At 69.9% G+C, this 11,706-nt stretch carries 13 protein-coding genes; 5 read left to right on the plus strand and 8 right to left on the minus strand.

The genetic code is table 11. The features are described 5' to 3' along the window. The first annotated feature begins 113 nt into the window (after positions 1-113). Genes I5G_RS13015 through I5G_RS13030 form a run of 4 tightly spaced genes read left to right on the plus strand, consistent with a single transcriptional unit; the run spans position 114 to position 2,878 of the window. On the plus strand, positions 114-1,310 hold the full coding sequence (locus tag I5G_RS13015; protein ID WP_022879445.1) for a cytochrome P450: 1,197 nt from the start codon (positions 114-116) through the stop codon (positions 1,308-1,310). A gap of 31 nt (positions 1,311-1,341) precedes the next feature. Beyond that, a complete protein-coding gene (locus I5G_RS13020; protein WP_022879446.1) occupies positions 1,342-1,554 on the plus strand; it encodes a ferredoxin in 213 nt (70 codons plus the stop codon). Then, entirely contained in the window at positions 1,551-2,150 is a 600-nt protein-coding gene (locus tag I5G_RS13025; RefSeq protein WP_022879447.1) for a hypothetical protein, read from the plus strand. Before I5G_RS13020 ends, I5G_RS13025 begins: the two co-directional genes overlap by 4 nt. 50 nt (positions 2,151-2,200) lie before the next feature. Further along, positions 2,201-2,878: an SGNH/GDSL hydrolase family protein gene (locus I5G_RS13030; RefSeq protein ID WP_026095908.1), complete on the plus strand. Its 678-nt coding sequence runs from the start codon at positions 2,201-2,203 to the stop codon at positions 2,876-2,878. A gap of 31 nt (positions 2,879-2,909) precedes the next feature. Here the strand turns inward: I5G_RS13030 and I5G_RS13035 are convergent, their stop codons facing one another. Genes I5G_RS13035 through I5G_RS13055 form a run of 5 tightly spaced genes read right to left on the minus strand, consistent with a single transcriptional unit; the run spans position 2,910 to position 9,255 of the window. Continuing rightward, positions 2,910-4,172 (minus strand): amidohydrolase family protein, encoded by a 1,263-nt coding sequence (locus I5G_RS13035; protein WP_022879449.1) that lies wholly within the window; start codon positions 4,170-4,172, stop codon positions 2,910-2,912. After that, entirely contained in the window at positions 4,172-4,969 is a 798-nt protein-coding gene (locus I5G_RS13040; protein WP_022879450.1) for an ATP-binding cassette domain-containing protein, read from the minus strand. The genes I5G_RS13035 and I5G_RS13040 overlap by 1 nt, the downstream gene beginning before the upstream one ends. Beyond that, positions 4,966-6,663 carry a dipeptide/oligopeptide/nickel ABC transporter permease/ATP-binding protein gene (locus I5G_RS22395; protein ID WP_022879451.1) on the minus strand — a complete coding sequence of 566 codons (1,698 nt, stop codon included), beginning with the start codon at positions 6,661-6,663 and terminating at the stop codon, positions 4,966-4,968. Before I5G_RS22395 ends, I5G_RS13040 begins: the two co-directional genes overlap by 4 nt. Next, positions 6,650-7,678 (minus strand): ABC transporter permease, encoded by a 1,029-nt coding sequence (locus tag I5G_RS13050; RefSeq protein ID WP_036328144.1) that lies wholly within the window; start codon positions 7,676-7,678, stop codon positions 6,650-6,652. Before I5G_RS13050 ends, I5G_RS22395 begins: the two co-directional genes overlap by 14 nt. Positions 7,679-7,695: 17 nt before the next feature. Then, positions 7,696-9,255, minus strand: coding sequence for an ABC transporter substrate-binding protein (locus I5G_RS13055; protein WP_022879453.1), 1,560 nt, complete (start codon positions 9,253-9,255; stop codon positions 7,696-7,698). 126 nt (positions 9,256-9,381) lie between these two features. Between I5G_RS13055 and I5G_RS22400 the strand changes: the two genes are divergently transcribed. Then, the gene (locus tag I5G_RS22400; RefSeq protein ID WP_187288845.1) at positions 9,382-10,404 is read left to right on the plus strand and encodes an Lrp/AsnC family transcriptional regulator; all 1,023 of its coding nucleotides are present in this window, start codon (positions 9,382-9,384) and stop codon (positions 10,402-10,404) included. 74 nt (positions 10,405-10,478) lie between these two features. Here the strand turns inward: I5G_RS22400 and I5G_RS13065 are convergent, their stop codons facing one another. The 3 genes from I5G_RS13065 to I5G_RS13075 all read right to left on the minus strand — a co-directional run. Continuing rightward, positions 10,479-10,919, minus strand: a complete 441-nt coding sequence (locus I5G_RS13065) for a BLUF domain-containing protein (RefSeq protein WP_022879455.1) — start codon at positions 10,917-10,919, stop codon at positions 10,479-10,481. Beyond that, complete coding sequence (locus I5G_RS22405; protein ID WP_022879456.1) at positions 10,919-11,203, minus strand: hypothetical protein; 285 nt, start codon at positions 11,201-11,203, stop codon at positions 10,919-10,921. Before I5G_RS22405 ends, I5G_RS13065 begins: the two co-directional genes overlap by 1 nt. A gap of 86 nt (positions 11,204-11,289) precedes the next feature. Beyond that, a partial coding sequence (locus I5G_RS13075) for an ester cyclase (protein WP_239642540.1) occupies positions 11,290-11,706 on the minus strand: 417 nt, incomplete at its 5' end.

An 11,706-nucleotide genomic window follows, 5' to 3' on the forward strand; every position in this document is an offset into this window, starting at 1 on the left:
CCTCTCGTTGGTTCTTTCGTCTCCGGTGGTTGGGGATCGAATCATGCATCGACGCCCCCCGGTACTTCGTGCGTTATGGCGGTGAAGGCGCCACCCTCGAAGGAGAGTCATTCATGAGTGCCCCCACGCAGATCGACCTCATGGACCTGTCGCCGTTCATCGCGGGCACGGAGCTGGAGAACTTCGCTGTGCTCCGCGAGCACGATCCGCTGCATTGGAACGAGGAGCCGAACGGTGGTCCCGGATTCTGGTCGATCACGCGCTACGCCGATCTGATCACCGCGATCGACGACCCCACGACCTACATCAACGGCGAAGGCACCCAGATCCTCAGCCGCAAGGTCGAGGGCCACCACCCGACCGTGCACAACACCGACGCGCCGCGCCACATGGAACTGCGCCGCATCGCGACCCCGCACCTCCGGGCGGTCAAGATCAAGGACTGGCTCGAGATCATCGACTCCAACGTCGACGAGATCCTGGACTCCATCGAGGATCGACTCAACTACGACTTCGTCCACAACGCCGCCGCGCTGCTGCCGATCCAGGTGCTCGGCGAGGTCCTCGGCGTCCCCCACGAGGACGGGCACCTGCTGCTGGATTGGACCAACCGCGTCGTGTCGGACGACCCGGAGTACATGACGACGCCGGACGAGAAGGAGCGCGCGCGCGCAGAGATGTTCGCGTACTTCAAGGAGTTGACCGAAGAGCGGAGGAAGCGCCCCCGTCACGACATCATCTCGATCCTCGTACAGGCGAAGATCCGCGACGAGCCGCTGTCCTGGGAGGATCTCGCCGCCTACTACTTCGTCCTGGTCGGAGCGGGCAACGAGACCACGCGCAACCTCCTCACCGGGTCGATCCTCGCCTTCCACGAACACCCCGACCAGTGGGAGATCCTCCGTCGGGATCCCGGGCTGCTCGGCTCGGGCATCGAGGAGCTGATCCGCTACGTCACGCCGATCCGGGCGATGCGGCGCACCGCCACGGCCGACGTCGAGTGGTACGGAAAGACCATCTCCGCGGGTGACAAGGTGGTGCTGTGGTTCCAGTCCGCCAACCGCGATCCCGAAGTCTTCGACACCCCCGATGCCCTCCGGGTGGATCGGTACCCGAACGAGCACGTCGGTTTCGGATGGGGTGTGCACTCGTGCATGGGATCGCACCTCGCGCGCGCCGAGGCCAACTCGTTCCTCGGCAAGATGGTGGAGCGCGACCTGCGGATCACTCCCCGCAGCGCACCCGACCGCCTGCACACCAACCAGTTCAACGCGTTCAAGCGCCTTCGCGTCGACAGCGAACGCGCCTGACGGCCCGCATCCCTCAACGAGGAGGAAAAGGATGAGCATGAAGATCGAGGTCGACTGGGGCCTCTGCGTCGGACACGGGCAGTGCGAGTTCGTCGCGCCCGACATCTTCACGGTGAACGACGAAGGCATCCTCGAGGTGCTCGACGAGACGCCGCCGGAGAGGGATCGCGGCAAGGTCGAACAGGCGATCCGCCGGTGCCCGGTTCGCGCGCTGGCGCTGGCCGCCGAGGAGGTGGCCCCGTGACCGCCGTCGCGATCGACCGCTTCGAGCTGTTGCACCAGATCAAGGTGCGCGGATTCGCCTCGGCCCACGCGGTCGCGACCGGTCTCGGACACGTCGACGAAGCCGGAGTGGAGGCCGCCCTGCGTGAGCTCGAAGCTCTCGGCCTCTTGAAGTACCGCGAAGGTCGGGTGACGGGGTTCTCCCTCACCCCCGACGGTCGGTCGACGCACGCCGAGCTGCGCGACACCGCACTCTCGGCAGCGCAGCGCGCCACCGTGACACATGCCTATGAGGGGTTCCTCGGGCCCAACCGCGAGTTCAAGACGCTGACGACCGACTGGCAGACCCGCGACCAGAGCGAGGACCCGGCCCCGCTGCTCGGCCGACTCGACGATCTGCACGCGCGCGTGGACGCCCTGCTCGTGGAAGCCGCGCACGCGCAGCCGCGATTCGCCCAGTACCGCCAGCGGTTCGCCGACGCTCGAGGGCGCCTCCTCGCCGGGGACGCGAGCGCGTTCGCTCGCCCCATGTCGGAGTCCTATCACGACGTCTGGATGGAGCTGCACGAGGACTTCGTCTCGTCACTCGGGCACGAGCGCACCGAAGCCGACGAGTGAACGCGGCGGGGCCGACCCGCCGCACCCCGGTCGCAACCGACAATGGACGCATGCGTCGTGCGCTCGGCATCCTGATCGCTGCTCTTCTCGCGCTCGGACTCGCGGCGTGCGCGCCATCGGAGCAACCCCCGCCGCCCGCGGAGGGCGCCACGACGGTGGCGTTCTACGGCGACTCGTACACGCGCGGGACGGGTGCGAGTTCGTCCGACAAGCGGTGGTCGACGATCATCTGCGCGGAGCGCGGATGGACCGAGATCAACCGCGCCGAGAACGGCCTGGGCTTCGTGAACCGCCGGGCGAGCATGGGGCCGGGTCTCGATGACATCCCCGCGCAGATCATCCGCGACGATCCCGACATCGTCGTCGTCACGATGGGTCTGAACGACAACTTCAGCTACGACAGCGCCGCCGCCGAGATTCGCGCGGCGATCGACAGCGACCTCGATCGACTGCGCCAGGGCCTCCCCGGCGCGCGCATCGTCGTGGTCGAGCCGTTCTGGTGGACCGCCGACCGGCCGGCATCCGTCGACGTCATCATCGGCTGGGTGCACGACTCCGCCGACCGCATCGGCGCCGAATACATCGGCGGGGCGAGCCACTGGCTCGACGGGCACTACGCCGACGACGCCGACAGCTGGATGGCCGGCGACGGACTCCACCCCGACGACGTCGGCTACGCGCACATCGCCGAGCGGATGGATGCCGAGCTCCGAGCGCTCGGCCTCTAAAACGGCCGCAGCCGGCCGAGCGCGCGAGCCGTCAGGCCCCGACCGGCACGCGCTCCGAAACGAGAAGGTCCTTGAAGATCCGGCCGGCTTTGGCCACGACGACCACGTTCTCCGGAGAACCCAGTGCGGATATGTCGGTCAGCGGGTCGACGTCGGCGACGACGAAGTCGGCGATCTTGCCGGCTTCGAGGGTGCCCAGGCGGTCGTCGACGCGCAGGAGCTCGGCCGCGTGCGCCGTGCCCGCGCGCAACGCGTTCATCGGCGACATGCCGAGCTCGACGAGGTGCGAGAGCTCTGCAAGGTTGCGCCCGTGCGCGCAGATCCCCGAGTCGGTGCCCATCGCGAAGCGCGCGCCCCGCTCGATGGCGCGGGCGATGTTCACCCGCGTGATCTCGACCCAGCGCACCTTCTTCTCGTAGTGGAACGGTTGCATGCGCTCCTTCACGAGCGGCGTGAAGACCGTGGAGAGCGTCGGCACGAGGAACGTGCCGTTCTCACCCGCCAGGTCGATCCCCTCGTCGTCGATGCCGTAGGCGTGCTCGACGCTGTCGACGCCGCCGCGCAGCGCCGCGAGGATGCCGGCGGTTCCCTGCGCGTGGGCGGCGATGGGTCGTCCGCCATGGCGGTCGACCTCGTCGCGGATGGCGCGGATCTCGTCGGCGGTGATCCCCTCGTCGGTCGGCTGGTCGTGGGGGCTGGACATCCCACCCGTCGTGCAGACCTTGATGACGTCCGCGCCGTCGCGCAGCAGGCGACGGGTGGCCGTGCGCACCTCGTCGACGGTGTCGGCGATCTCGTCGGACGCGGACACGTGGTACGTCACGTGACCGCCGGGAAGGTGGAAGTCGGAGTGCCCTCCCGTGTGACTCATGATGCGGACGGCCGTATGGAGGCGCGGACCCACCACGAGCCCCTGCTCGACCGCGGACTTGTGCCCCAGAGTCAACCCGGCGAGGTCGCGCGCCGTGGTCACCCCCGCGTGGAGGGTCTGCTCGAGTCGCCGCCCGGTCTCGAACACCACCTGCACCGGGTCGGTGGTGAGGTCGTGGAAGGGACCGTTGCCGGAGTCGAAGCCGAGGTGCACGTGCGCGTCGATGAAGCCGGGCAGAAGCGTGCGTCCCCCGAGGTCGCGCGTGACCGCCGCCGCGACGACGGGCGCGCGGGCGGCGGGGCCCGCGAAGAGGATGCGTCCCTCCTCGTCGACGTGCAATTCGGCATCGGGCACGGGAGCCGCGCCGGTGCCGTCGATCAAGCGGGCGCCGGTCAGGCGGAGAGAGACGGACGAGATCGTCATCACGGGGTCCTTTCGAGGGCGGTCTCGAGCGTGAAGTCGGGGGAGCCAGGGACGGATGCCAGCAGCTCGCGGGTGTAGGGATGCTGCGGTGCCGAGAAGACCTCACGGACGGATCCGTACTCGACGATGTCGCCGGCACTCATGACGGCGACCTCGTCGCACACGACATTGACCACCGCGAGGTTGTGGGAGATGAACAGCATCGTCAGACCCAGGTCGCGCCGGAGTTCCGCAAGCAGGCGCAGCACCTCGGCCTGCACCGAGACGTCCAGTGCCGACGTGACCTCGTCCGCGACGAGGACGCGGGGCTCCACCGCGAGCCCGCGTGCGATGGCGATGCGTTGACGCTGACCCCCGGAGAACTCGTGGGGGTAACGGCCGGCGGCGTCGCGCGGGATGCGCACCCGATCCAGCAGTTCGTCGATCCGCGCACGCGAGCCTCGCACGGAGGGGCGGGCGGGGTCGATCGCCTCGGCGAGCGCCTGGCCGATGGTTCGGCGGGGGTTCAAGGACGAGTAGGGGTCCTGCGGGATCAGCTGCACGCTCCGGTGCAGCCGTCTGCGGCCTGCGCGATCGGCATCACCGACATCGATGCCCGCCACCTCGACGGCGCCCGACGTCGGGGCGACCGAGCCGACGAGCACCTTGGCGAGCGTCGACTTGCCCGAGCCGGACTCGCCGACGAGACCGACCGCAGAGCCGCGCGCGACGTCGAGATCGACGCCGCGCAGCACTTCGCTCCGGCCGAACGAGACGCGCAGGTCGCGCACGCTGATGAGGGAACCGGGATCCGTCATGCGGACACCTCCGGGCGGGCGACGTCGAACGCGGGGTCGGCCTCCAGCAGGCTGCGCGTGTACGGGTGGTGGGCGCGCTCGAGGTCGAGATGTGCGGCCGGCAGCTCCTCGACGATCTCGCCGTCCTTCATCACGAGCACGCGATGGCAGAGGGCGCGCACCACGGCGATGTCATGAGAGATGAAGAGCAGCGCGCATCCGTTCTCGATGCTCACGCGGCGGAGTTCCCGCAGGATCTCGCGCTGAACGGTCACATCGAGGGCTGTCGTCGGCTCGTCGGCGATGATCAGTTCGGGTGTGACGGTGAGGGCGGAGGAGAGCATCGCCCGCTGTCGCATCCCCCCGGACCACTCGTGCGGACGCTGGCGCATGCGGCGTGGCGCGTCGGAGACCCGTACCGCCTCGAGGGCTTCCCTGACGGCGGCGTCGGCCTGAGAGCGACTGCGGCCGAAGTGGGCGCGCAGAACCTGACCCAGCTGAGCCCCGATCCGCAGGGCCGGGTTGAAGGTCGTTCCCGGGTCCTGGTACACGAGCGCGATCGCCCGCGCCATCGCCGCGGGCGGCTGGCGCCGCAGCAGATCCTTGTCGCCCAGGGTGAGCCGACGAGCACTCGCCTCCAGACCGTCGGGGAGGAGGCGGGCCACGGTCAGGGCGGTGAGGGACTTGCCCGACCCCGACTCCCCGACGATGCCGAGCATCTCGCCTCGCCCGATGCTGAACGAGACGCCCTTGACCAGAGCGACGCCGTCTGCACGCGAGACCACGACGTTCTCGGCATGCAGCAGCGCGTCGCCGGGCGCGTGCAGCTCGGTCGGTCGCACGGTGGGGACCCGGCGCGGGGCGGATCGGCGCGGGTCGGCGCGAGCGGCGAGGCCGTCGCCGAGGAGCATGGCGGCGATACCGGCGAGCACGATGAGCGCGGCGGGACCGACCACCTGGTACGCGCGACCCGCCAGGAGCGACGGGAGCGCCTCGTTCAGGAGCTTGCCGTAGTCGTAGGCGGGCGATTGAACCCCGAGCCCGACGAACGACAGCGCGGAGATCGCCGTGAGCGACGCGGCGAAGGTGGAGGCCGTCAGCACCAGTATCGGTTCCGCGATGTTCGGCAGCACGTGCCGACGCAGGACGGCGAGGGGCGGCACACCGAGCAGGCGGGCGGTCTCGACGTAGTCGCGATGCAGGACGGATCCGGCGAGGTTCGCGGCGAGCCGGGCGAAGTAGGGGATGCCGGAGACCCCGATCGCGACGACGGCCGAGGGAGCACTCGCGCCGAGGATCGCGGCGACGACGAGAGCGAGCAGGAGGCCCGGGAAGGCGACGAGGCTGTCGATCGCACGCAGGGCGAGCTCCCGCGGCCGCCCGGGCAGGAGCTGCACGACTCCGCCGAACAGCACGCCCCCGACGACGGCGATGAGGGTCGCCCCCGCGGTCATCAGCAGCGTGAGACGGGTCGCCACCAGGCTTCGGGCGAACATGTCGTGCCCCACGGCATCCGTCCCCAGCCAGTGTTCGGAGCTCGGCGGCTGCGACCGCGCCCCCAGGGCGTCGGCCTGGCTCTGGAGCACGAGGGGAGCGACCACGGCGATGATCAGCAGGAGCGCTGCGAGCGCGAGCCCGGCGATGAGCCCGGCATTGCCGGCGCGTCGCCCCGAGGCGCTGCCCGTCGTGGATGCGACGGGGTCAGGAATCTGCATGACGTCCTCCGAGGGTGCGCGGGTCGACGATGCCGAGCAGGATGTCGACGAGCAGGTTGACCAAAGCGGCGACGAGGCCGATGACGAGCACCATCCCCTGGATGACGGGGAAGTCGCGGTTCAGGATGGCCTGGATGATTCCGGTTCCGAGACCGGGAAGCGCGAAGACGCTCTCGATGACGAGGGCACCTCCCAGCATGCCGCCGAGGATCAGGCCGCTCAGGGTCAGGGTCGAGGTGAGGAGGTTCGGGAGCGCATTGCGGATGTACAGCGCAGCGGCGCCCAGACGCCATCCACGCGCCGTGCGCATGTAGTCCTCGGCGAGCGCCACCGCGGTCTCCCGACGCACGAGACGCGACACCATGCAGATCGGCCCGACCGAGAGCGCGAGCACGGGGAGGACGAGCGAGGCGACCGGGGCCGACGCCACGTATGCCGGCGGGAGGAGCCACAGAACGCCGACGCCGGTGCCGAGGAGCACGACGAGGATCGTCGCGAAGATGTACCCGGGCAGGGAGTCGAGGAGACCCGTGACCGCGCCGAAGCCCGTGTCGAGCCAGGAACGTCGTCCGCCTCGGGTGAGCACACCGATCGTCAGACCGAGGGGAATCGAGACGAGCAGCACCAGGACGATGCTCGACAGCGCGATCGCCGCGGTGAACGGAAGGCGTGCAGCGATCAGTTCCGCGACCGGGCGCCCGTACATGAAGGACTGTCCGAGATCGCCCTGCACGAGTCCACCGACGTACACGGCGAATTGCTCCCACACCGGCAGGTCGAGTCGCAGCCGCGAACGCAGCGCCTCGATCTGCGCGGTCGTCGCGTCGGGACCGGCCAACGCCACGGCCGGGTCGCCGGGGATGAGCTGGACGATGAGGAACGACACCACGACCAGCACCGCGACGGTCGCCGCCAGTCCCGCCGCACGGCGCACGGCGAACCCGATCCAGGGGGAGGTCGCAGTGCGCCGTGGTGACGGCGCCACAACCGGCCGAACGTGCGCGAGCTGTGTCATGGTGTCCTCCCCCGCCGTCACTTGGTGATGCGCATCGTCGACACGTCGAGGTAGTCGCCGAAGGCGCGGATGCTGAATCCGTCGGCCATGAAGACGATCCCGGGCGTGCTCACCAGCGGCAGGGCATCCACGCGCTGGAGGATGCTCTCCTGCGCGTCGCCCAGCGCCGCGCACTTCTCGGTGGCATCCGTGGCGCTCATCGCCCGCAGGAGGGCCGCGTAGCCCGCGTCGTTCGCCGCGCCCGTCTTCGACCTGCCGCCGTCCTCGGTCACCGGACCCATCGCCCGCAGGAGCGACGACGGCAGCGTGCCCATGATGTTCACGTCGCCCTGCAGCGTCATGTCCCAATCGGACCCCCCGGCACCGGTCGTGGAAGACCAGGTGGCGTTGTCCAGCGCGTTCACCTCGACCGTCGCCCCCTGCGCGCGCAGGACCTCGGCGATGTAGTCGTTGGCCGCGCCGAACCCGGTGGTCCCGATGAGACGGATGGTGACGCCCGACAGGGTGTTCGTGGCATCCGCGTCGTACGAGATCGCGTCAGCGGGGTCGTCGACGACACAGGCCAGGGCGTTGGAGGCGAGCGTGTGCAGCACCTCGCCGCGTCCGTTCGTCACGACGTCGTTCACCGCGCTGGGGTCGATGGCACGGGCCACGGCGAGGCGCAGATCGCGGTTGTCGGCGAAGACCGTGCCGGGGCGCTCGTTGAAGACGAGGTAGCTCGTCGAGTTGGTGTACGTGACCGAACGGAATCCGCTCGCGCCCTCCATGCGGTCCACGGCGTCGCCGAAGACCGGGGCGAGATCGATCGCTCCCGCCATGAGCTGCGTGGCCACCGTGGCGTCGTCCGCGATGGGGGTGAGCACGACCGTGCGGGCCGGGCGGCCCTCGAGAGGCGTCGCGAACGCGGGCCACTGGTCGTAGCCCTCGCGCAGCGCGAAGGTGTACGACACCGCGGGCTGCGCTGCGGCAAGGGTGTACGGGCCGGTGGTCGCCCCGGCGACCGTCCCGGCCGCGAGTCCGTCGAGATCGGCCAGGCCGGGAGCGCAAACGATGCCGGACTGCGGCAGGCTGACACCCACGGGGAGGTCCGACCACGGCTCGGACAGCGACACCGTCACCGTGCCGGCCGCGTCGTCCGCCGTGACCGTCGCAGTCCCGGCGCCGATGGCCAGGCTGCGAGCCGACGACCCCGTCTCAGGGTCCATGAAGCGCGCCAGGGACGCGGCGACCGCGTCGGGCGTAAGGGGCGATCCGTCGGAGCAGGTCGCGTCATCCCGCAGAGTGAAGACGTAGTTGCTCGCATCGATGGCCTCCCACGAACTCGCGAGGCCGCCCACGAGCACATTGCCGTCATCGCGGCGCAGCAGGGTGTCGTAGAGCAGCCGCGCCGTCGTGTAGTCGTCGGTGGCGCGCGAGAGGGCTGGGTCGAAGGTGCTCGGATCGGTGAGCAGCGTGGTGCGGATGGTCTCCACATCGCTGCCGCCGCCATTCACCTCCCCGCCCGCCGCACAGCCGGCGGTCGCGAGCACGCCCACCACGGCCAGAGTGGATGCGAGAAGACGATGCGATCGCGCCACGATTCCTCCAATTGGATACAAGAACTGCTTTTCGGGATACTTTCCCCCATGATGTGGCGTCCGCGCGAATCGGCCACCCCATCGACGAAGACCGCACGAATCGTTCGATCGGAAGGCACCGGACGCATGGATATCCCCGAACTCGACGCACTGGATTACCGCATTGTTAACGCACTCCAGCTGCATCCGCGGGCCTCGTGGGCCGAGTTGTCGGGCGTTCTGTCGTCGGATGCGAGCACGCTGTCACGCCGCTGGAGCCGCCTCACCGACAGCGGAGCGGTGTGGTCGAGTTGCTTCTACATGCCGCTCGAGCGTCGGAAGCGGCAACCTCTCGCGTTCGTCGAGGTGCTCTGCCACCCGGCCGGCCTCGGCGAGACCGTCGACGCACTGACGGTGATCCCCGAGGTGTTCAGCGTGCACGGCACCTCGGGTGACCGGCAGGTCTACGTCACGGTGGGCGCGGCCTCTCTCGCGGAGATCGATCGGTGCGTACGCTCGCACATCGCCACCGCACCCGGTGTCACGACGACACGCGCGCACTACGTGCGGCGGGTCTTCCAAGAGGGCGGGCAATGGCGCCTCGGCGCGCTCACCGACGCTCAGGCCGCGGCGATCGCCGCCCGTCGACCCCAGCCGGCGTCCGACCTCGCGGCGGAACCGAGCCCCGAGGAGTGGAGCGTGCTCGAAGCACTGGCCGACGACGTCCGCCGTCCACTGGCTCACATCCGGGAACGCACCGGCGGCTCACTGGCGGCGGTATCTCGACGGGTCACGGCACTGCTGGGCGCGGACTGGGCTCACTGGCGCATCGACGTCGCGCACCGCGCGCTCGGCTACGAATGCGCGGTGATGCTCTGGCTGCGCGCTCCCCAGGAGAATCTCGAACAGATCGCCACGTCCTTCCGGCTCCTGCCGGAATCGCGCCTCATCGCCTCGGTGACCGGGCCGGCGAACCTCGCGATCTCCCTGTGGCTGCGGGACCTGGCCGACCTCGACGACCTCGAACGGCGTGTGGCCAAGGTCTATCCCCAGCTGTCGTTCACGGACGTATGGGTCGTCCCCCAGGTCTACAAGCGAGCGGGCCACATCCTCGACGCGAACGGGATGCAAGCGCGGCACGTGCCCTTCCGCGAGAACGGCGGCGACTGAGCACGGCGCCATCCCGCCGCGCACGCTTCGGGCGCAGCGAGGCGCACCGTCTCGGGCGAGGTCGCGAGGACCGACTACGCGGCGCGCCGCCCGGACCGCACCCGGAACCACAACGTCAGCTCGGCGAGCGCACGCGCGGTGACCGTGGCATCCGTCGAATCGAGGTCGTCGAAGCTGTCGCGGAACCCCTCCGGCGGTGCGGAGGTCGACGTTCCGAGCGGCTCGTACCCCATCGTCCAGTCGGGGAAGCGACGGTCGTCGATCGACTCCGACACCAGCAGCCGCACGTCGCAGTGGCGCGGGTCACGGCCGATGCGGTCGATGGCATCCCGAACCGACGACTCGGGCCCCTCGAGCACCTGGAGGAACCGCCCGCGGCGGTACAGCAGCAGACCCGACAGGTCGGAATGGACGTTCGCGACGCGGCTCGACTCGAGGAGGCGCGCGAGGTCGTCGTCGTCGAACGGCACCGCGGCCGTGCTCGAGTACGTCATCGAATAGAGGTCGTCAGGCATCAGGACACCGCCGATCCGGGGAGGGCGTCCGGTACCTGACGCAGTTCGATCACGGGATCGACGACGGCCGTCGCCTGGGTGTGCGCGTGGGTGACGGCGGCCATCGCCGCGACGAGCCCGGGGAAACGGCCGACCGGACGGGAACGCCCGTTGTAGGCCCAGTAGGTGCCATCGGCCTCACGGTCGATGTAGCCGAGGAACGCCCCGCGCGCGCTCGCGACGTGGAACCCCTCCTCGACCCGCGACCACACGATCCCGGCACCCGGGCGATCGTCAACAGTCATTCAGCGTGTCCTTCCGCCCCGGCAGGGGCCCCGCTCCGAAAGTACACACGCCGGAGAGGTGGGCCAGCCGCTTGACAGACCCGCGGTCAGACCACTGCCGCGCGGATCGCATCGGCGTCGTCGGTTCCGGATACCTCGACCACGCGCCCCCGCACGACCCGGTACATCGCGAACGAGGCGATGCTGACCCGCCGCCGCGTCGGCGACAGGTGCTGAAAGACGCCGGTGTGCGCGCCGCTCCCCCGCAGGTGCACGGCGAGGCGGTCGTCCTCGACGAGCACCTGGATGCGACGCCACTGCCAGTCGGGAAAGCCGTGCACCAGGTCGGCGTACTCGGCCACCCACGCGTCGGCCCCCGCGGGCAGGTGCGCACGGCGCACGTCCGGCGCGAGGAACTCCCGCAGCGCCTCCGGGTCGTGGCGGTTCATCGCGTCGAGGAACTCCTGGAACCACTCACGCGTCTCCCAGCTCTCCACCCGCCCCATTATCCCCGCGCGTGAGGG

The sequence above is a fragment of the Microbacterium sp. B19 genome (genome assembly GCF_000333395.1).
Taxonomy (GTDB): domain Bacteria; phylum Actinomycetota; class Actinomycetes; order Actinomycetales; family Microbacteriaceae; genus Microbacterium.

Excerpts from the sequence above, each read along its gene's own strand:
- I5G_RS13040 (WP_022879450.1), bottom strand. The coding sequence starts at position 4,969 with ATGACGGATCCCGGTTCCCTCATCAGCGTGCGCGACCTGCGCGTCTCG.
- I5G_RS13065 (WP_022879455.1), bottom strand. The coding sequence starts at position 10,919 with ATGCCTGACGACCTCTATTCGATGACGTACTCGAGCACGGCCGCGGTG.
- I5G_RS13035 (WP_022879449.1), bottom strand. The coding sequence starts at position 4,172 with ATGACGATCTCGTCCGTCTCTCTCCGCCTGACCGGCGCCCGCTTGATC.
- I5G_RS13015 (WP_022879445.1), top strand. The coding sequence starts at position 114 with ATGAGTGCCCCCACGCAGATCGACCTCATGGACCTGTCGCCGTTCATC.
- I5G_RS22400 (WP_187288845.1), top strand. The coding sequence starts at position 9,382 with ATGGATATCCCCGAACTCGACGCACTGGATTACCGCATTGTTAACGCA.
- I5G_RS13050 (WP_036328144.1), bottom strand. The coding sequence starts at position 7,678 with ATGACACAGCTCGCGCACGTTCGGCCGGTTGTGGCGCCGTCACCACGG.
- I5G_RS13030 (WP_026095908.1), top strand. The coding sequence starts at position 2,201 with ATGCGTCGTGCGCTCGGCATCCTGATCGCTGCTCTTCTCGCGCTCGGA.
- I5G_RS22405 (WP_022879456.1), bottom strand. The coding sequence starts at position 11,203 with ATGACTGTTGACGATCGCCCGGGTGCCGGGATCGTGTGGTCGCGGGTC.
- I5G_RS22395 (WP_022879451.1), bottom strand. The coding sequence starts at position 6,663 with ATGCAGATTCCTGACCCCGTCGCATCCACGACGGGCAGCGCCTCGGGG.
- I5G_RS13020 (WP_022879446.1), top strand. The coding sequence starts at position 1,342 with ATGAGCATGAAGATCGAGGTCGACTGGGGCCTCTGCGTCGGACACGGG.